The 18,616-nt window shown below is 58.6% G+C and carries 17 protein-coding genes; 9 read left to right on the forward strand and 8 right to left on the reverse strand.

Annotated elements, in window-relative coordinates; genetic code table 11:
* Positions 1-19: 19 nt before the first annotated feature.
* Positions 20-622, reverse strand: a complete 603-nt coding sequence (locus HV340_RS19855; protein WP_047956134.1) for a helix-turn-helix domain-containing protein — start codon at positions 620-622, stop codon at positions 20-22.
* Positions 623-664: 42 nt separating this feature from the next.
* Here HV340_RS19855 and HV340_RS19860 point away from each other — a divergent pair, with 42 nt between their 5' ends.
* Positions 665-1,351 carry a B3/4 domain-containing protein gene (locus tag HV340_RS19860; protein ID WP_059306149.1) on the forward strand — a complete coding sequence of 229 codons (687 nt, stop codon included), beginning with the start codon at positions 665-667 and terminating at the stop codon, positions 1,349-1,351.
* 12 nt (positions 1,352-1,363) lie between these two features.
* The gene (locus tag HV340_RS19865) at positions 1,364-2,212 is read left to right on the forward strand and encodes a dihydrodipicolinate synthase family protein (protein ID WP_059306150.1); all 849 of its coding nucleotides are present in this window, start codon (positions 1,364-1,366) and stop codon (positions 2,210-2,212) included.
* Between the two features lie 38 nt (positions 2,213-2,250).
* On the opposite strand, the gene lsrG is transcribed toward HV340_RS19865, so the two are convergent.
* From lsrG to lsrA, 6 genes are read right to left on the reverse strand one after another with little or no spacing between them, the layout of a single operon-like run.
* Complete coding sequence (lsrG, locus tag HV340_RS19870) at positions 2,251-2,544, reverse strand: (4S)-4-hydroxy-5-phosphonooxypentane-2,3-dione isomerase (RefSeq protein WP_020883586.1); 294 nt, start codon at positions 2,542-2,544, stop codon at positions 2,251-2,253.
* Positions 2,541-3,428 carry a 3-hydroxy-5-phosphonooxypentane-2,4-dione thiolase gene (lsrF, locus tag HV340_RS19875; protein ID WP_014171710.1) on the reverse strand — a complete coding sequence of 296 codons (888 nt, stop codon included), beginning with the start codon at positions 3,426-3,428 and terminating at the stop codon, positions 2,541-2,543. Before lsrF ends, lsrG begins: the two co-directional genes overlap by 4 nt.
* An 11-nt stretch (positions 3,429-3,439) precedes the next feature.
* Positions 3,440-4,441, reverse strand: coding sequence for an autoinducer 2 ABC transporter substrate-binding protein LsrB (lsrB, locus tag HV340_RS19880; RefSeq protein WP_059306152.1), 1,002 nt, complete (start codon positions 4,439-4,441; stop codon positions 3,440-3,442).
* On the reverse strand, positions 4,438-5,421 hold the full coding sequence (lsrD, locus tag HV340_RS19885) for an autoinducer 2 ABC transporter permease LsrD (RefSeq protein ID WP_014171712.1): 984 nt from the start codon (positions 5,419-5,421) through the stop codon (positions 4,438-4,440). Before lsrD ends, lsrB begins: the two co-directional genes overlap by 4 nt.
* The gene (lsrC, locus tag HV340_RS19890; protein ID WP_059306153.1) at positions 5,422-6,453 is read right to left on the reverse strand and encodes an autoinducer 2 ABC transporter permease LsrC; all 1,032 of its coding nucleotides are present in this window, start codon (positions 6,451-6,453) and stop codon (positions 5,422-5,424) included. It lies immediately after the preceding gene.
* Positions 6,450-7,937: an autoinducer 2 ABC transporter ATP-binding protein LsrA gene (gene lsrA, locus HV340_RS19895; RefSeq protein WP_059306154.1), complete on the reverse strand. Its 1,488-nt coding sequence runs from the start codon at positions 7,935-7,937 to the stop codon at positions 6,450-6,452. The genes lsrC and lsrA overlap by 4 nt, the downstream gene beginning before the upstream one ends.
* A gap of 215 nt (positions 7,938-8,152) precedes the next feature.
* Here lsrA and lsrR point away from each other — a divergent pair, with 215 nt between their 5' ends.
* The 3 genes from lsrR (at position 8,153) to HV340_RS19910 (ending at position 12,920) form a co-directional block, all read left to right on the forward strand.
* On the forward strand, positions 8,153-9,124 hold the full coding sequence (lsrR, locus tag HV340_RS19900; protein WP_020883581.1) for a transcriptional regulator LsrR: 972 nt from the start codon (positions 8,153-8,155) through the stop codon (positions 9,122-9,124).
* A 33-nt stretch (positions 9,125-9,157) separates the two neighbouring features.
* Positions 9,158-10,738 carry an autoinducer-2 kinase gene (lsrK, locus tag HV340_RS19905; protein WP_020883580.1) on the forward strand — a complete coding sequence of 527 codons (1,581 nt, stop codon included), beginning with the start codon at positions 9,158-9,160 and terminating at the stop codon, positions 10,736-10,738.
* Between the two features lie 160 nt (positions 10,739-10,898).
* Positions 10,899-12,920 carry an NADPH-dependent 2,4-dienoyl-CoA reductase gene (locus tag HV340_RS19910; protein WP_063925606.1) on the forward strand — a complete coding sequence of 674 codons (2,022 nt, stop codon included), beginning with the start codon at positions 10,899-10,901 and terminating at the stop codon, positions 12,918-12,920.
* A 105-nt stretch (positions 12,921-13,025) separates the two neighbouring features.
* Here the strand turns inward: HV340_RS19910 and rlmG are convergent, their stop codons facing one another.
* Positions 13,026-14,162 carry a 23S rRNA (guanine(1835)-N(2))-methyltransferase RlmG gene (gene rlmG / locus HV340_RS19915; protein WP_014171718.1) on the reverse strand — a complete coding sequence of 379 codons (1,137 nt, stop codon included), beginning with the start codon at positions 14,160-14,162 and terminating at the stop codon, positions 13,026-13,028.
* Between the two features lie 85 nt (positions 14,163-14,247).
* Here rlmG and HV340_RS19920 point away from each other — a divergent pair, with 85 nt between their 5' ends.
* The 4 genes from HV340_RS19920 to sstT all read left to right on the forward strand — a co-directional run bounded on the left by HV340_RS19920 (position 14,248) and on the right by sstT (position 18,529).
* On the forward strand, positions 14,248-14,751 hold the full coding sequence (locus HV340_RS19920; protein ID WP_025202954.1) for a M48 family metallopeptidase: 504 nt from the start codon (positions 14,248-14,250) through the stop codon (positions 14,749-14,751).
* 70 nt (positions 14,752-14,821) lie between these two features.
* Positions 14,822-15,820 (forward strand): Gfo/Idh/MocA family oxidoreductase, encoded by a 999-nt coding sequence (locus HV340_RS19925; protein ID WP_059306157.1) that lies wholly within the window; start codon positions 14,822-14,824, stop codon positions 15,818-15,820.
* A 263-nt stretch (positions 15,821-16,083) separates the two neighbouring features.
* Positions 16,084-17,052, forward strand: coding sequence for a TerC family protein (locus HV340_RS19930; protein ID WP_025202952.1), 969 nt, complete (start codon positions 16,084-16,086; stop codon positions 17,050-17,052).
* A gap of 235 nt (positions 17,053-17,287) precedes the next feature.
* Positions 17,288-18,529 carry a serine/threonine transporter SstT gene (gene sstT / locus HV340_RS19935; RefSeq protein ID WP_014171722.1) on the forward strand — a complete coding sequence of 414 codons (1,242 nt, stop codon included), beginning with the start codon at positions 17,288-17,290 and terminating at the stop codon, positions 18,527-18,529.
* Positions 18,530-18,616 lie beyond the last annotated feature (87 nt).

An 18,616-nucleotide genomic window follows, 5' to 3' on the forward strand; every position in this document is an offset into this window, starting at 1 on the left:
CCTGACGGAGGGGGCGTTTTTAGCGGTGAAACTCCGCCACCGTCATGGTAAACCGCAACACATTTTCGCCCTCATTCGCGTAGCCGTGTGCCGCTTCCGTTTTCGCCACCGCCGAAGCGCCTGCCGTCACCTGCGTCACCGTCTCTTCCACCGTCAGGGTTAATCCTCCCTCAGTGACATGCAGCAGCTCAAACGTTCCCGCCGGATGCCCCGGCGAGGTAAAACGCTCCCCCGGATGCATCACCCACTGCCAGAGTTCAATCATATCCGGGCCAGACGTGCCCGCGAGCAGCCGGGCATATCCGCCCTGTGGGCCCTGCCACAGAACCGGGATCGCCGCTGCTTCTATGACGTGCACCCGCGGCTCGCTGGAGACGTTAACGATATCCGCCACCGAAACGCCCAGCGCGGCAGCCAGCTTGCAGAGAATGGCAATGCTGGGATTCGCCGCCCCTTTTTCAATCTCCACCAGCATGCCTTTGCTGACGCTGGCGCGGCGTGAAAGCTCATCCAGCGACAGTTTTTTCTCTTTGCGCCAGTTGCGAATGCGGGTGGCGACGGCCAGGCTTACCTGGGCGATATCGGCACCCGAATCGGTCATTATATTGACTTTATCAGTCATTGGTCACTACCATAGTATAAAACAGTCAATACAGGATTATTTATGTCTCTCGTTACGCCGTCAATAGACCCGCGTCTTACCGGGATTGCCCCCGGCTTTCGGGCGCTGAGCATTCTGGTTGAAGCCGCCCCCATAACCCAGCCGGACGTGGCCTCTGCCGCGCTGGCACAGGCCTGCCAGCAGGTCCTCACTGATGATGTCGCCTGGGCGGAAGCGCACCTCAGCGCCTGGGATGACGTGTTCAGAGCGTTTGGTGCGAAACCGAAACGCACGCCCTGCTCGGCATCGGCCCTGCGTAAGCGAGTGCTGAAAGAGGGCGCACTGCCCCCGCTCGATCCAGTGGTCGATATTTACAATGCCATCAGCATTCGTTACGCCATTCCCGTCGGGGGTGAGAACCTTGCCGCTTATGCAGGCGCACCGCGTCTGACGCTTGCCGAAGGTAATGAACCGTTTGATACCCTGAAAGAAGGTCAGCCGGTTATCGAATACCCGGATGCGGGCGAAGTTATCTGGCGCGATGATATCGGCGTCACCTGCCGTCGCTGGAACTGGCGCCAGGGCGTGCGTACACGTCTCGATAGCCAGGCGCAACACATGTGGTTTATTCTCGAAAGTCTGCCGTCGATGCCGTTATCGGCGTTGCAGGAGGCTGGCGATGAGTTAGTCAGCAACCTGCAGCGGCTGATGCCGGGCTCCACTGCTCACCTTCAACTGATTGAACTCTAAAAGGATAAGCGGATGTTTCACGGGTTAAGCGCATTCCCTCTGACGCCATTGCGAGAGGGGAAATTTGATGAGCAGGCGTTTGTGCAGTTGCTGCGCCCGCTGGTGGATGCTGGTGTCGATTCGCTGGGGATCCTCGGTTCGACGGGCAGTTACGCGTATCTGACGCCTGAGGAGCGCACGCATATCACCCGCTGTGCCGTGGCGCATGCCGACAACATTCCGGTGAGCGTAAGTATTGGCGCGCTTCGCCTCGACGATATTCTCCGTCTGGCGGATGAGGCGCAAAGCGCCGGCGCCCGCGGGGTGTTACTGGCCCCCGTGTCGTACCAGCGCCTGACGGCAGAGGAAGTGTTTACCCTGTATGAGACGGTGACCCACCGGATCTCTGTTCCGCTGTGCATTTACGACAACCCGGCCACCACCGGGTTCGAGTTTAACGACGAATTGCTGTATGCCGTGGCGGCGCTACCGAACGTCAAATCCGTCAAGCTCGGGCGCACACCGGACAATATCGCCCACATGCGCGCCCGTCTTCCTGAAAGCGTCACCCTGGGCATCAGTGGCGACTGGCGGGCGGCGTCAGCCCTGCAGGCCGGGTTTGATGTCTGGTATTCGGTTATCGCAGGGCTCTATCCGCAGACGGCGCTGGCAATTGCCCGAGCCAAAGACACCGCAGCCTCTGACCGGCTGGCGCCGCTGTGGGCGCTGTTCCGCCAGTACGGCAGTTTGCGGGTGATGGCCGCAGCAGCAGAAATGTCAGGGAAAGTGGCCGCGCCTGCACTGCCGTTCCCGCTTGCGTCGCTGAGCGGGAAACCGCGCGAAACGCTGGCGGCGATCCTGGCGGAACTGGCCCTCGCCTGAGCATCGCCGGGCTAGCGTAAGCGCTACCCGGCGGTCTGTTACGCCGGCAACAACCCGACAAAACTGCGTTTTTTGCGCGGCTCTGACATCAGGTCCTCAAGCTTATCCACGCAGGCCAGATAGTGCGGGGTTTTCTTGTGCGCCAGCACCGCCTCTTCATCCTTGTAGGCTTCGTAGATAAAGAACCGGGTTTTCACGCGCGGATCCTGTAAAACATCAAAGCGCAGATTGCCCGGCTCCTGAATCGCCCCTTCGTGGTTAGCGCGAAACACCTCCAGAAACTCATCGACCCGCTCGGGTTTGATGTTGATTTCCACTAATGTCACGTTCATTTTGCTTCTCCCTGTTTCTCTTCCTGCCAGAACTGGAACGCGTCCCGCGCGCTCATGTTCTCATGTACCACTTTTTTCACCGCTTTCAGCATGGCCAGCGGGGCGCTGGACTGGAAGATATTGCGGCCCATGTCCACACCGGACGCCCCCTGGTCAATCGCCCGCCAGCACATCTCCAGCGCGTCGTGCTCCGGCAGCTTTTTGCCTCCGGCAATCACGATCGGCACCGGGCAGCTGGCGGTTACTTTTTCAAACCCTTCGTCGACATAATAGGTTTTGACGAACTGCGCCCCCATCTCGGCCGCGATACGGCTGGCAAGCGAGAAATACCGCGCGTCGCGCGCCATCTCTTTGCCAACGCCCGTTACCGCCAGGGTCGGCATGCCATAGCGCGCACCGGCATCCACCAGTTTGATGATGTTGTTGATCGACTGATGTTCAAACTCACTGCCGATGTACACCTGCGCCGCCACCGCGCAGACGTTCAGGCGCAGTGCATCTTCCATCGCCACCGCCACGCACTCGTTGGAAAGTTCCCCTAAAATCGAATTGCCGCCGGAGGCGCGCAACACGACGGGTTTATTGGTGGCGACAGGCACCTGGCTGCGCAAAATACCTCGGGTGCACATCAGCACGTCGGTTTCCCCAAACAGCGGGGCGATAGAGAGATCGATACGCTCAAGGCCGGTCGTCGGTCCCTGGAAATAGCCGTGATCAAAGGCCAGCATCACCGTGCGGTTGCTTTTTGGGTTGAAGATGCGCGCCAGCCTGGACTGCATTCCCCAGTCCAGCGAGCCGCACCCCTTCAGGGTAAACGGCACGTTCTGCTGCGGTGTGCCGATGCCAAAATCTTTCCCGTCTTTGATGTCGTCTAAATCAGCCATTTGCTCCCCCGTCAGAAATCGTATTTGTTGATGTTCTCTTTGGTAAACACCACCCGCTCCGGCAGCAGCACAATGCCGTTGCCCTTCGCTTCATACTGGTAGCCCTGCACGCTGTTCGGCTCGACCTTCAGCGTACCGATATCTTTCACGTCCACGCTGTCGCCAACGTTAAGATCGCCTTTTTTCAACAACCGATCGGCGACATTGACCGCAATTTTGCCCTGTTGCACCACATCCCACAGGCCGAAGGCTTTCACCGTGCCGCGCTCTACGTACGGACGCATCACGTTAGGCGTGCTGAAGCCGACAATCGCCACCCCTTCTCGCTTCAGGTTTTCCGCCGCCTGCGCCGCCGCCGGCAGGGCGTTGGCATCCGGGGCGAGGATCGCATCCAGATCCGGATACGCTTTTAAGATCCCCTCGGCGGTTTGTAGCGATTTGGTGGCATCGTTATAGCCAAACTGCGTGGTCACGACCTGCCACTGCGGATGATCTTTCTCGATTTTGGCCTTCGCCTCTTTCACCCACTGGTTCTGGTCGGTAACGGTCGGGCTGGAGTAAAAGAACGCCACTTTGGCATTCGGTTTGGTGACCTGTTTACCGGCCATGTCGACCAGCAGGCCGCCAAGCTGCGCCGGGGTGCCCTGGTTGATGTAGATGCTGCGGCATTCCGGTTTGGTGTCGGAGTCCCAGGTCAGTACTTTGACGCCACGCTGCATCGCGCGCTTCAGCGCCGGGCAGAGGCCATCCGGCGACACCGCCGAAACGATAATGGCGTTATAGCCCTGGTTAACGAAGTTGTTGATAAGCTGCACCTGGCCTGAGACGCTGGGCTCGGTCGGGCCGTCGTAGGTGACGTCCACGCCGAGATCTTTACCCGCCTCTTTCGCGCCATTGCCGCCGCTGGTAAAGAAGCCAACGCCCACCAGCTTGGGGATAAAGGCGATGCGGTCCGCGGCCTGTGCCGACGCGAAGCTGAGTGCCATCGCCAGGACTATCAGTTTTGTTTTCATCTTACGCTCCGGGTATGTTTTGTGAGGAGAGAGCGCACCCATTCACGGTGCAAACTCAGTGAACGTCCCATCACCACCACAACCAACAGCGCCCCTGACAGCGCGCTCGACACCTGGTTGGGGATGCCGACCATCTGTAAACCCTGCTGCAGATACCCCACCAGCAACGCCGCCAGGGCCGTACCGATTACCGACCCCGAACCGCCATAGATATTGGCGCCCCCGAGGACCGCTGCGGTCAGTGCAGGCATCAGTAAATCGCGTCCCAAATCCGAACGCGCCGAACCGAAATAGGAGACCATCACCAGCGCAGCAATGGCCGAAGCGACGCCCACCAGGCCATACAGGGCGTAGGGCATCCCGTTGACCGAGAGCGCCGCATAGCGCGCCGCGCGCGGGTTCTGCCCAATCAAAAACAGATGGCGGCCAAAGCGTCCGCGATGGGTAATCAGCCAGAAGAAGACGGTAATCACGGCGAACAGCACCAGCGGGATTGGCAACCCCAGGAACGTGAGGTTAGCGAACGCGGTAAAGCTGTCCGGGAAGCCACCGATGCCTTCGTAACCGGTCGCCCCCGCCATGCCGGAGAGCAGCAGTGCGCCACCGCCGTAGAGATAGAGCGTGCCGAGGGTGATAACCAGTGGGCTGATGCCGGTGTAGTGGATCAGCGCAGCGTTGACCAGACCGCACAGCAGGCCGAGCAGCAGCGTCAACGGTATCGCCAGCGCCATCGGCCAGCCCGCCTGCATCATCACCCCCAGCGCGATGGCACACAGGCCGATGGTCGAACCGAGAGAAATATCAATGCCGCCGCTGATGATCACCAGGGTGAGCGGCAGCGCCACAATGCCAATGCAGATAAAATCACTGGTGCTGAACAGCAGCATGTTGATATCGAGCATGCGCGGATTGATGGCCCCAAAGAGCAGGATTTCCAGCACCAGTAATATCAGCAGCGCGCTTTCCCAGTTAAGCTTCATTTACGCCACCTCTTTTTTGTGTTTCGTAAACGGGGTGACATGCTTCCCCCCTTTGTTACCGGGCTGGAAGCGGCTGTACTTAAGTGCGCGCTGATGCCGGGCCAGCGCCTGGCGTAAGCGCCCGTCGAGCACCAGCACACCGAGCAACACCAGCCCGGCGATAAAGTCATTCCACCACGCGGGCAGCCTGAACAGCACCAGCACGGTATCGATTTGAGTCAGGAAAAAAGCCCCCAGGAAGGCGCCAATAAGCGTCCCGGTACCGCCCAGCAGAGAGATCCCCCCGAGTACGCAGGCGGCAATGGCTTTCATCTCCAGCCCGCTGCCGGTCTGGTTAGGTACAAAGCCAATCTGCGAAGCGAAGACAATCCCCGCACCCGCGGCCAGCATGCCGTTCAGCGTAAAAGCGATCATTCGCGTGCGGTTCACCGCCACGCCCAGCTGGCGTGCGGCGGTAATGTTGTCGCCCACGGCGTAGAAATCGCGTCCGAAGGCGGTGCGCGACAACGTCCATGCGCCAACCGCGGCTAAAAACACCACGCCCATTCCGAGCGGTGAAATACCCATAGCGGCAGGTTCAGAGAGCGATTTCAGGCTCGGCGGTAGCCCTTCAATCCACTTTCCTCCCGTCCACAGCAGCATCGCCCCGCGATAGAGGCCCAGCGTGCCGAGGGTGGCCACAATTGCCGGAATACGCAGCCCCACCACCAGAAAACCGTTAAATGCTCCCGCCAGTGCGCCAATCGACAGCGCAAAGAGGATCGATACCGGCAGGGTGTAGCCGCTGTTCAGGGCCACCCCCACGGCAATGGCAGACAGCCCGACGGTAGAGCCGACGGAAACATCAATATTGCGGGTCAACATCACCAGCGCGGCGCCGAGCGCCAGCAGGATCAGGATTTGCGAACTGGCGAAGATCATCCCCAGCGTTTGCAGGCTGAAATAGGCCGGATTGAGCCCCACCAGCACCGCGAACAACGCCAGAATGGCGATGAACGCGCTCAGTTCGCGATTTTTCAGTAAGGTCTTCATGACTGCCCTCCGAATGCCAGCGCCATCATTCTGTCAAGACTGACCGCGTGCCGGGACAGCTCGCCGCTGAGCACGCCCTGGTGCATAACCAGCACGCGATCGGCAAGCCCGGGGAACTCATCCAGATCGCTTGAGATCATCAGCACCGCCACGTTCTGCGCCGCCACGCTTTTGATGAGCTGATAGATATCGGCCCGCGCCGACACATCCACTCCGCGTGTCGGTTCATCGACGATCAACAGCAGCGGATTCGCCTCCAGACAGCGCGCCAGCAACACCTTCTGCTGGTTGCCGCCGGAAAGCGTGCGCACGGTTTGATCCGCATGGTTAAGCTTGATCCCCAGCGCCCGGTGATAGCGCTCCACCACCGCCGACTCCCGTTTGCGCTGCTGCCAGACCGAGGGCTCATTCAGCGCCACGGTGTTCCAGCGAATCGGCGCATCCAGGAACAAGCCGGAAACCTGTCGGTCTTCTGGCAGGTAGACCAGCCCTTTCTCCAGCCGTGCCGCCACGGGTTCGCCGGTTATTTCCTGATTTTCCAGCCAGACTCGCCCACCGCGCACCGGGCGCAGCCCATACAGCGTTTCCGCAAACTCGGTACGCCCGGAGCCGACCAGCCCGGCGAGGCCAACTATTTCCCCGGCATAGATTTCCATGCTGAGATCGATAAACCCCTCACCGGTAAGCTCTTCCACCCGCAGCACCGGGAAATCCTGCGGCTGCGTGCGGCGATTGCCCGGCAGCGCCAGCCACAGTTTTTGTGCATCACTTAATCCTTTTTCGCGGCTCACCGGCGTCATGGCCGCAATCAGGGCGTTATCGTCGAACTGAGCAGTTTCACCGCTGAGCACGATCGCGCCGTCGCGCATTACCGAGACGTGGCTCGCCAGCTGGCGGATCTCCGGTAATTTGTGCGAGATAAAAACAATGCCGACGCCCAGCGCCTGCAACGCGCGGATCTGGCGAAACAGCCGTTCGGTTTCCCCCGGGGTGAGCGACGCCGTGGGTTCATCAAGGATCAGGATCTTCGCGTTTCGCATCAGGCCGCGCAGGATCTCCACCATCTGTTGATCCGCCACTTCCAGGGTGCTGGCGGTGGCATCAAGATTGAGCTGACACTGCAGCTGCTGGAGTTTCTCCGCCAGCCGTTCCCCCATACCGGTCTCACGCGGCAGGCGGAAAAGGATGTTTTCCCGCACCGTCAGGTTGGGGAAAAGCAGGGGTTCCTGCGGCACCAGATAAATCCCCAGCCTGTGGGCCTGTGCGGGCGAAAGCCGCGCAAACGCGTGGCCGTCAACCGAAAGTTCACCGCTGTCCGGCGTTTCCACCCCGGCGATGATTTTCATCAGCGTTGATTTTCCCGCGCCGTTACCGCCCATCAGCGCATGCACCTGACCCGCAAGCAGCGTGAAATGAATACCTTTCAGGACCGGTACGCCGGAGAACTGCTTGCTGATATCACGTGCTTCGATAAGTGGCGTCATTATCGCTCCGCTATTGAACAAATGATTTTTAGATTTAATAATGTTCAAAAGCGTAGACGGTGAACTATATTTAGAACCGTGCAGGGATCACAAATTTATCGATTAAGATCCACACAGACACAAATCAATCTAAAAGATCTGTTTTGTCGCGTGGTTCACACTTTCTTTCTGCGCGATCACGAACATATGATCTAAATTTTTATAAGAGTTCAATTATGAGCGATAAACGCACTGCGGAAGAAGGTCGTTTTGCCGGGCTGGCGCTGGCGGAAGAAGAGCTGGTTGCCCGCGTCGCCTGGTGCTACTACCACGACGGATTAACCCAGAATGACATCGGCGAGCGGCTCGGACTGCCGCGCCTGAAGATCTCGCGTCTGCTGGAGAAAGGACGCCAGTCCGGGGTGATCCGCGTGCAGATCAACTCCCGCTATGAGGGGTGTCTGGCGCTGGAAACCGAGCTGCAGCAACGCTTCGGGCTCAAGCTGGTTCGCGTGTTGCCGGCCCTGAATACCCCGCCCATGAATGTCCGGCTGGGCATTGGCGCGGCGCAATCGCTGATGGGCGTGCTGGAACCTGGCCAGCTGCTGGCAGTGGGATTTGGTGAAACCACCATGAGCAGCCTGCAGCACTTAAGCGGTTTTATCAGCTCGCAGCAGATCCGCCTGGTGACGCTCTCCGGCGGCGTTGGGCCGTATATGACGGGCATCGGTCAGCTTGATGCCGCCTGCAGCGTCAGCATGATCCCCGCCCCGCTTCGCGTTTCCTCCGCCGAAGTGGCCGGGATCTTAAAACGCGAATCCAGCGTGCGGGACGTGATCCTCGCCGCCGCCGCGGCCGATGTGGCGGTGGTAGGCATTGGTTCAGTAAACCAGCGCCGGGACGCCACCATATTGCGCTCCGGCTATATCAGCGAAGGTGAACAGCTGATGTACGCCCGCAAAGGGGCGGTGGGCGATATCCTCGGCTATTTCCTGAACGCCGAAGGGGAATGCGTGCACGAGCTGGAGATCCACCGGGAATTGCTGGGCGTCACGCTCGATGAACTGGCGCAGTTGCCCACCATCGTTGGCGTGGCCGGAGGTGAAGAGAAAGCCGATGCGATTTATGCCGCACTCAAAGGCCGCCGTATTAATGGCCTGGTGACGGAGGAGACGACAGCCCGCGCGGTGCTGGCTCTGGCGAGCTAAGAGCCTGTCCTGCGCCTGACACGAGGCATGCTCATGAGTTACCTTTTAGCGTTAGATGCAGGGACAGGCAGCGTTCGCGCCGTAATTTTCGATTTGCAGGGAAATCAGGTTGCCGTTGGCCAGGCCGAGTGGAAACACCTGAGCGTGGAGAATGTGCCGGGCTCGATGGAGTTTGATCTCGACATTAACTGGCGGCTCACCTGCCAGTGTATTCATCAGGCGCTGGAGCGCGCCCGCCTGAGCGCAGCGGATATCCAGTCCGTGGCCTGCTGCTCAATGCGCGAGGGGATCGTGCTGTATGACCGCAATGGCGACGCCATCTGGGCGTGCGCCAACGTCGATGCCCGCGCCAGCCGCGAGGTAGCCGAACTCAAAGAGATCCACGACTACCGTTTTGAATCCGAAGTGTATGACGTCTCCGGCCAGACCCTGGCCCTGAGCGCCATGCCGCGCCTGCTGTGGCTGGCGCACCATCGTCCGGACATCTATCGCAAAGCCGCCACGATCACCATGATAAGCGACTGGCTGGCGGCAAAACTGTCCGGCGAGCTGGCCGTTGATCCGTCCAATGCCGGGACTACCGGTATGCTGGATCTCTTCTCCCGTGACTGGCGTCCGGCGCTGCTCGACATGGCCGGGCTGCGTGCCGATATCCTCTCTCCGGTGAAGGAGACCGGCACCGTGCTCGGTGCGATCACCAAAGATGCCGCACAGCAGAGCGGCCTGCGCGAAGGCACGCCGGTGGTGATGGGCGGTGGCGACGTGCAGCTTGGCTGTCTTGGGTTAGGCGTCGTGCGGGCCGGGCAAACGGCCGTGCTGGGCGGTACCTTCTGGCAGCAGGTGGTCAACCTGCCGCAGGTACGCACCGACCCGGAGATGAACATCCGCGTGAATCCGCATGTGATCCCCGGCATGGCGCAGGCGGAGTCGATCAGCTTCTTTACCGGCCTGACCATGCGCTGGTTCCGTGACGCCTTCTGCGCGGAAGAGAAACTCATCGCGGAGCGGATGGGAATGGACACTTACTCCCTGCTTGAGGAGATGGCCAGCCGCGTGCCTGCCGGTTCACACGGTGTGATGCCGATCTTCTCAGATGCTATGCACTTCAAGCAGTGGTATCACGCCGCGCCGTCGTTTATTAACCTCTCCATCGACCCGGAAAAATGCAACAAAGCCACGCTGTTCCGTGCGCTGGAAGAGAACGCGGCGATTGTCTCGGCGTGTAACCTGACGCAGATCTCACGGTTCTCAGGGGTAACGTTCGACGGTCTGGTGTTTGCAGGCGGTGGCTCGAAAGGTGCGTTGTGGAGCCAGATTTTAAGCGACGTGACCGGTCTGCCGGTGCGCGTCCCGCAAGTGAAAGAGGCGACAGCGCTGGGCTGTGCGATTGCTGCCGGAACGGGAGCCGGGCTGTTTTCGGATATGGCGGCGACAGGCGAACGGCTGGTGAAATGGAGCCGCGAGTTCACGCCGAACCCGGCGCACCGGGAGCTGTATGACGGTATGATGCAGAAGTGGCAGGCCGTTTATGCCGACCAGCTTGGGCTGGTGGACAGCGGACTGACGACATCGATGTGGCAGGCACCGGGTTTAGTGCGTGCCCCCTCTCCCTGAGAGCTATAACGCCCCCTCTCCCTCAGGGAGAGGGCATCAGACCACACCAATATTTGAATCCCATCACAATCGCCGCATTCCCCTTTTCCCTTTTACTCATCGCTGGCTAAATTAGTAACTCATCCGACCACATAACAATAATTTTACACTGGAAGAGACTATGAGCCACTACCCGTCGTTATTTGCCCCCCTCGATCTGGGGTTCACCACCCTTAAAAACCGCGTGCTGATGGGCTCAATGCATACCGGGCTTGAAGAACATCCGGACGGGGCCGAACGTCTGGCGGCCTTCTATGCCGAGCGTGCACGTCACGGGGTGGCGCTGATTGTTACCGGCGGGGTGGCCCCTGCGCCTTCTGGCGTGGGGATGGAAGGCGGTGCGGTGCTGAACGACGCCAGCCAGCTGCCGCATCATCGCGTGGTCACTGACGCCGTTCACCGGGAGGGCGGGAAAATTGCCCTGCAGATCCTGCACACCGGGCGTTACAGCTATCAACCGAATCTGGTCGCACCGTCGGCCATTCAGGCCCCGATTAACCGCTTTACGCCCCATGCCCTCAGCCACGATGAGATCCTGACGCTGATTGACGACTTCGCCCGCTGTGCGGCACTGGCGCGTGAAGCGGGCTATGACGGTGTTGAGGTGATGGGCTCGGAAGGCTACCTGATCAACGAATTCCTCGCGGCCCGCACTAACCAGCGCGACGATGAGTGGGGTGGCGACTACGCGCGCCGCATGCGCTTTGCAGTGGAAGTGGTGCGCGCCGTGCGTGAACGTGCCGGGGCGGATTTTATTATTATCTACCGCCTGTCGATGCTCGACCTGGTGGAAGGCGGCGGGACGTTCGACGAAACCGTGCAACTGGCGCAGGCGATTGAAGCCGCCGGCGCGACCATCATCAATACCGGCATCGGCTGGCATGAGGCGCGTATTCCGACCATCGCCACGCCGGTGCCACGCGCGGCGTTCAGCTGGGTCACGCGCAAGCTGAAAGGGAAAGTGTCTGTCCCGCTGGTGACCACTAACCGCATTAACGACCCGCAGGTGGCGGAAAATGTGATCGCCGCCGGGGATGCCGACATGGTCTCCATGGCGCGTCCGTTCCTTGCAGATGCCGAGCTGCTTTCCAAAGCGCAGAGCGGGCGTGCAGATGAGATTAACACCTGCATCGGCTGTAATCAGGCCTGTCTGGATCAGATTTTTGTTGGCAAGGTCACTTCGTGTCTGGTCAACCCCCGCGCCTGCCACGAAACCAAAATGCCGATTTTCCCGGCGGTGCATAAAAAAAGCCTGGCCGTGGTCGGTGCCGGCCCGGCGGGTCTGGCGTTTGCGGTGAATGCCGCCTCGCGCGGCCACAGCGTGACGTTGTTCGATGCCGCCGCTGAGATTGGCGGGCAGTTCAATATCGCCAAACAGATCCCGGGCAAAGAAGAATTTTACGAAACCCTGCGCTATTACCGCCGAATGATCGACCTGACGGGCGTGGATCTGCGCCTCAACCAGTTTGTAAACCCGGCGGATGTAATGGAGTACGATGAGGTGATCCTTGCGAGCGGGATCGCACCACGCAGGCCTGCGATCGAGGGCATCGATCATCCGAAAGTCCTGAGCTATCTGGACGTTTTGCGTGACAAAGCGCCGGTGGGGGCAAAAGTGGCGATCATCGGCTGCGGCGGGATCGGGTTCGATACCGCGATGTACTTAAGTCAGCCCGGCGAACCCACCAGCCAGAACATTGCCGACTTCTGCGTGGAATGGGGTATCGACACCAGCCTTAACCAGTCCGGCGGCTTGCGACCGGAAGGACCCCAGCTGCCGAAAAGCCCGCGTCAGATCGTCATGCTGCAGCGTAAAGCCAGCAAACCCGGTGAAGGACTGGGCAAAACCACGGGCTGGATCCATCGCACAACCCTGCTCTCTCGCGGGGTGAAGATGATACCGTCGGTGAGCTATCAGAAGATCGATGACGCGGGGCTGCACGTGCTGATCGGCGGTGAGCCGCAGCTGCTGCAGGTGGATCATGTGATTTTGTGTGCGGGTCAGGAGCCGAAGCGCGATCTGGTGGATCCGCTACGTGAGGCGGGAAAAACGGTACACATGATCGGCGGATGCGACGTGGCGATGGAGCTGGATGCGCGACGCGCCATTGCGCAGGGCACAACGCTGGCCTTGAGTCTCTGAGTGACGCAACGCTCACCGGGCCTGCACGCAACGCTCACCGGGCCTGCACGCGAGGCTCACCGGGCCTGCACGCGAGGCAGGCCGGTGTAAACTCAGCGCCCCGCGTTAGCGGCGGCGACCCAGCTTGACGGATTTCAGCACCACGAACTTGTTGTTGGTGGCAACCGTGGTGCAGTTACCGAAGATCTTCTTCAGCTTGTGGAAGTAGTCCAGGTGACGGTTCGCCACGATATACAGCTCGCCGTTAATTTTCAGGCAGCGGCGTGCATGGTGGAACATCTCCCAGGCGACGTTATCCGTCAGGGCGTGTTTCTGGTGGAACGGGGGATTACAGAACACGGCATTAAAGCGGAACGGCTCAACGCCCGACAGCGCGTTATTAATCATAAACTCGCAACGATCCAGCGCGTCCGGCATGTTGGTTTCAACGTTCAGACGACTGGAGGCCACCGCCATCGGCGACTCATCACTAAATACAACGCTCGCGTCAGGGTTCTTCGCCAGCAGCGTCAGGCCAATCACACCGTTACCACAGCCCAGATCGACGATTTCGCCTTCCAGGTTATCCGGCAGATTTTCAATAAAGAAACGCGCCCCGATATCAAGGCCGGTGCGGGAGAAGACGTTCGCGTGGTTGTGGATTGTCCAGTCAGTGCCTTCCAGCGTCCAGCTCAGGGTTTCTGGCGCGTCGGCCAGTTCGGGGGCACTGAAAGTACAGTTAATGAGGCGCGCTTTTTTCCAGGCCAGCGTCGTGGTGGTTGGGCCGAGCACTTTCTCGAACAGTTCCAGCGTTGAGGTATGGATATCACGCGCCTTGGCCCCCGCGATAATACGCGTTTGTGGGGTTACGACGTTGCGCAGTGCGCGCAATTGTTGTTCCAGCAGCGCCATTGTTTTCGGCACTTTGATCAGCACCACGCCCGGCGCCTGCGGGTAGTCCGCGGTGCTGTCGAGGAACTTAACGCTGGATTCGTCGATGTCGTTGTGGCGCAGGTTTTCCCGCGTCGCCAGCTCGCTCAAGTAGGAATCACCGATGCTGTAAGGCGTGTGTTCTGCCAGAGCGCAGCCCAGCGCGCCAAACGCGTCATTCAGGATCAAAACCGGGCCGCTGATTTCAGTGTCATCCAACTGTTGCAGCAGATATTCATCCGCCGCTTCCCACGCCTGAAGCGGGTTAACGTCGTCCGTTTCCGGGAAACGTTTAAGGTTGAGTGAACGGAAACCGTTGTCTAAGTGGCTCATCGGCCCTCCTGAATGGTAAAATTTCGGCGTTATCCCTGAAAAGGGTGCGTGAGTATACCCGTTTTATTGTCAAATTGGGGCGTTGATGAACCAACTAACTTATCTCCAGGGCTACCCGGAGAACTTACTTTCTCAGGTTCGCAGCTTAATTGCCGAGCAAAAGCTGGGCGCGGTGCTGGAAAAACGCTATCCGGGTACGCATGACTTCGCGACCGATAAGGCGCTCTGGCAGTATACCCAGGATCTGAAAAACACCTATCTGAAGAGCGCGCCACCCATCAATAAGGTGATGTACGACAACAAGATCCATGTGCTAAAAAACGCGCTCGGCCTGCACACTGCCGTTTCCCGTGTTCAGGGCGGCAAGCTCAAAGCGAAAGCGGAGATCCGCGTTGCCACCGTGTTTCGTCACGCGCCGGAAGCGTTCTTGCGGATGATCGTGGTGCATGAGCTGGCACACCTGAAGGAAAAAGAGCACGACAAGGCCTTCTACTCCCTGTGCTGCCATATGGAGCCGCAGTACCACCAGCTGGAGTTCGATACCCGTTTATGGCTTACGCATTTATCGTTAAAGAGTAATGCGCAGTAGCGCACTGGTTTTGCAATAATCACGTGCTACAGTGGCTAAAGGTTCCCTGCTACGGAGTACGTAAACGTTTATGATACGTTTCGCAGTTATTGGCACGAACTGGATCACCCGCCAGTTCGTCGACGCCGCCCATGAAACCGGCAAATTTAAGCTCACCGCAGTCTATTCCCGCAGCCTGGAGCAGGCGCAGAGTTTCGCGAACGACTATCTGGTTGAACATCTGTTCACGTCACTCGATGAGATGGCGCAAAGTGACGCCATTAACGCGGTCTACATCGCCAGCCCAAACTCCCTGCACTTTCCGCAAACGTCGCTGTTTCTTAGCCATAAAAAACATGTGATTTGCGAGAAGCCGCTGGCCTCGAACATTCAGGAAGTGGAAGCCGCGATTCAGCTTGCCCGCGACAATCAGGTGGTGCTGTTCGAAGCGTTCAAAACCGCCAGCCTGCCAAACTTCCTGCTGTTACAGCAGTCTCTGCCGAAGATTGGCAAAGTGCGTAAAGCGTTTATTAATTACTGTCAGTACTCGTCGCGCTATCAGCGTTATCTGGACGGTGAAAACCCGAACACCTTTAACCCGGCCTTCTCTAACGGCTCGATTATGGACATCGGTTTTTACTGTCTGGCCTCTGCCGTGGCGCTGTGGGGCGAGCCGCACGGCGTCACCGCCACGGCCAGCCTGCTGGAAAGCGGTGTGGATGCGCACGGTATTGTGGTGCTGGATTACGGTGATTTCAGCGTTACGCTGCAGCACTCCAAGGTGAGCGATTCCGTTCTGCCCAGCGAAATTCAGGGCGAAGCGGGCTCACTGGTTATCGAGAAGATTTCCGAGTGTCAGAAGCTGAGCATTGTCCCACGCGGCGGCAAAGCGCAGGAGCTGACGCAGCCTCAGCATATTAACACTATGCTCTATGAGGCAGAGGTCTTCGCCCGTCTGGTGGAAGACAACGAAGTGAATCACCCTGGGCTGGCGGTCAGCCGCACCACGGCGAAACTGCAAACCGAGATCCGCCGTCAAACCGGCGTGGTCTTCCCTGCAGATGGCGTGGGCGCAGAAGCTATCGCGTAAAGCTGTGTAATGAAACGGTGCAGACCATTGACGAAATCACTGGTCTGACATATTTTGTTACCTGCAAAGGGGAGTAACTTCCTTGCCGGTGGATCGTCATTACGATGCGTGCAAAACCGCATCCGGTCGCCGGGCAATCAAAAAGCCCGTCTTTTTGGTTGTAAGTGAGACCTTGCCGGAAGGCGAGGTCTATGCATAAAAAGCTAACGGCTATCGTCTTCTGACCATGGCCGTTTTTGTTTTTTATGTGTAAGGAAAATAGTATGCATTCTGTCGGCACTCCCATGTTGTGGGGCGGATTCGCGGTTGTCGTGCTCATCATGCTGGCGATCGACCTCTTTTTGCAGGGGCGTCGCGGCGCACATGGCATGACCATGAAACAGGCTGCGGCCTGGTCACTGGTGTGGGTCACCCTCTCCCTGCTCTTCTGTGCTGCCTTCTGGTGGTACCTGGCCTCAACGGAAGGCCGCGCGGTTGCCGATCCTCAGGCGCTCGCGTTCCTCACCGGCTATCTGATTGAAAAAGCCCTGGCGGTCGATAACGTCTTCGTCTGGCTGATGCTGTTTAGCTACTTTGCCGTGCCTGCGGCCCTGCAGCGTCGCGTGCTGGTGTACGGCGTGCTGGGTGCGATTATCCTGCGTACGATTATGATCTTCGCCGGAAGCTGGCTGATTACGCAGTTCGAATGGCTGCTGTATGTCTTCGGCGCATTCCTGCTGTTCACCGGGATCAAAATGGCGCTGGCAAAAGAAGATGGCTCCGCCATTGGCGACCGTCCGCTGGTGAAGTGGATCCGTGGTCATCTGCGCATGACCGACAAGATCGAGAGCGAGCACTTCTTCGTGCGTAAGAACGGCCTGCTTTTTGCCACGCCGCTGCTGCTGGTGCTGATTCTGGTTGAGCTGAGCGATGTGATTTTCGCGGTAGACAGCATTCCGGCTATCTTCGCGGTCACCACTGACCCGTTCATTGTGCTGACATCTAACCTGTTCGCCATCCTCGGTCTGCGTGCCATGTACTTCCTGCTGGCAGGCGCGGCTGAGCGCTTCTCAATGCTGAAATATGGTCTGTCGGTGATCCTGGTGTTTATCGGTATCAAGATGCTGATTGTCGATTTCTACCACATCCCTATCGCTATCTCGCTCGGTGTGGTGTTTGGCATTCTGATCGTGACGTTGCTTATCAATACCTGGGTTAATCGTCAGCACGATAAGAAGCAACAGGTGGAGTAATTACGGTCCTTCCTGCTGCCTTTACGCTGGCCCTCTTCCCCCCAGGGAGAGGGCCAGCACACTTTTGTAAATGAATAGTTAAAAACTATGACGCAACACGTAAAATGCAGCATTTTACGCTTCCCTCCGCATCCGGTTTCCCTATACTCAACCAGGCAAACATTTTCTTACATCCGGACATAAATGTGACTTAGAGCACATAAAGGATGGAACGCAATTTCACTTAGGAATTTTTATGAGCACACAATCAACTGGTCTCTTTGCGCGCCTGGCGCAAGGCAGTCTCGTTAAACAAATTCTGGTAGGGCTGGTACTGGGGATTCTGCTGGCAATGGTGTCAAAACCGGCTGCGGAAGCGACGGGGCTGCTTGGCACCATTTTCGTTGGCGCACTGAAAGCCGTCGCACCGGTGCTGGTGCTGATGCTGGTCATGGCGTCAATTGCCAATCATCAACACGGACAAAAAACCAACATTCGCCCTATCTTGTTCCTGTATCTGCTGGGCACCTTCTCTGCAGCCTTAACAGCCGTCGTTTTCAGCTTCCTGTTCCCGTCCTCGCTGCACCTGACCAGCGCTGCGGGTGATATCACCCCGCCATCCGGTATTGTGGAAGTGCTGCGCGGCCTGCTGATGAGCATGGTCTCTAACCCGATTACGGCACTGATGAACGCTAACTACATCGGCATCCTGGTCTGGGCGATCGGTCTTGGTTTTGCCCTGCGTCACGGCAACGAAACAACGAAAAACCTGGTCAACGACGTGTCGAACGCCGTGACCTTTATGGTCAAAATTGTGATTCGCTTTGCGCCAATCGGCATCTTCGGTCTGGTCTCTTCCACACTGGCGACCACCGGCTTTGGCGCACTGCTGGGCTATGCGCAGTTGCTGGTGGTACTGATTGGTTGCATGCTGCTGGTTGCGCTGGTGATTAACCCGCTGCTGGTGTTCTGGCAGATCCGCCGTAACCCGTATCCGCTGGTGTTAACCTGCCTGCGCGAGAGCGGTGTGTATGCATTCTTCACCCGCAGCTCTGCGGCAAACATTCCGGTTAACATGGCGCTGGCGGAGAAGCTGAATCTGGATCGCGACACCTACTCGGTTTCCATCCCGCTGGGTGCGACCGTGAATATGGCGGGTGCGGCAATTACCATTACCGTGCTGACGCTGGCGGCTGTGCATACGCTGGGCATTCCGGTCGATCTGCCCACGGCGCTGTTGTTGAGCGTGGTGGCGTCGCTGTGTGCGTGTGGTGCATCGGGTGTGGCGGGTGGTTCGCTGCTGCTGATCCCACTGGCGTGCAATATGTTCGGTATCCCGAATGAGATTGCCATGCAGGTAGTGGCCGTCGGCTTTATCATCGGTGTATTGCAGGACTCCTGCGAAACCGCACTGAACTCCTCAACGGACGTGCTGTTCACCGCAGCGGCATGCCAGGCGGAAGACGCGCGTTTAGCGAAGAACGCGTTACGCGGGTAAACAAAAGCCCGGTGACAAACGTAAAGCAAAACGGCAACCGAAGGTTGCCGTTTTAGTGTTTGACCCTCTCCACAGGGTTGAGGGCAT

It is taken from the genome of Enterobacter sp. RHBSTW-00975 (assembly GCF_013615235.1).
In the GTDB taxonomy this organism is placed as follows: Bacteria; Pseudomonadota; Gammaproteobacteria; order Enterobacterales; family Enterobacteriaceae; genus Enterobacter; species Enterobacter ludwigii.

What these genes read in the sequence shown, in the direction of transcription:
- rlmG (WP_014171718.1), bottom strand. Translation starts at nt 14,162, where the DNA reads ATGAGCCACTTAGACAACGGTTTCCGTTCACTCAACCTTAAACGTTTC.
- HV340_RS19930 (WP_025202952.1), top strand. Translation starts at nt 16,084, where the DNA reads ATGCATTCTGTCGGCACTCCCATGTTGTGGGGCGGATTCGCGGTTGTC.
- lsrD (WP_014171712.1), bottom strand. Translation starts at nt 5,421, where the DNA reads ATGAAGCTTAACTGGGAAAGCGCGCTGCTGATATTACTGGTGCTGGAA.
- HV340_RS19925 (WP_059306157.1), top strand. Translation starts at nt 14,822, where the DNA reads ATGATACGTTTCGCAGTTATTGGCACGAACTGGATCACCCGCCAGTTC.
- lsrA (WP_059306154.1), bottom strand. Translation starts at nt 7,937, where the DNA reads ATGACGCCACTTATCGAAGCACGTGATATCAGCAAGCAGTTCTCCGGC.
- lsrC (WP_059306153.1), bottom strand. Translation starts at nt 6,453, where the DNA reads ATGAAGACCTTACTGAAAAATCGCGAACTGAGCGCGTTCATCGCCATT.
- HV340_RS19920 (WP_025202954.1), top strand. Translation starts at nt 14,248, where the DNA reads ATGAACCAACTAACTTATCTCCAGGGCTACCCGGAGAACTTACTTTCT.
- HV340_RS19860 (WP_059306149.1), top strand. Translation starts at nt 665, where the DNA reads ATGTCTCTCGTTACGCCGTCAATAGACCCGCGTCTTACCGGGATTGCC.
- HV340_RS19865 (WP_059306150.1), top strand. Translation starts at nt 1,364, where the DNA reads ATGTTTCACGGGTTAAGCGCATTCCCTCTGACGCCATTGCGAGAGGGG.
- sstT (WP_014171722.1), top strand. Translation starts at nt 17,288, where the DNA reads ATGAGCACACAATCAACTGGTCTCTTTGCGCGCCTGGCGCAAGGCAGT.
- lsrB (WP_059306152.1), bottom strand. Translation starts at nt 4,441, where the DNA reads ATGAAAACAAAACTGATAGTCCTGGCGATGGCACTCAGCTTCGCGTCG.
- HV340_RS19910 (WP_063925606.1), top strand. Translation starts at nt 10,899, where the DNA reads ATGAGCCACTACCCGTCGTTATTTGCCCCCCTCGATCTGGGGTTCACC.
- lsrK (WP_020883580.1), top strand. Translation starts at nt 9,158, where the DNA reads ATGAGTTACCTTTTAGCGTTAGATGCAGGGACAGGCAGCGTTCGCGCC.
- lsrF (WP_014171710.1), bottom strand. Translation starts at nt 3,428, where the DNA reads ATGGCTGATTTAGACGACATCAAAGACGGGAAAGATTTTGGCATCGGC.
- lsrG (WP_020883586.1), bottom strand. Translation starts at nt 2,544, where the DNA reads ATGAACGTGACATTAGTGGAAATCAACATCAAACCCGAGCGGGTCGAT.
- lsrR (WP_020883581.1), top strand. Translation starts at nt 8,153, where the DNA reads ATGAGCGATAAACGCACTGCGGAAGAAGGTCGTTTTGCCGGGCTGGCG.
- HV340_RS19855 (WP_047956134.1), bottom strand. Translation starts at nt 622, where the DNA reads ATGACTGATAAAGTCAATATAATGACCGATTCGGGTGCCGATATCGCC.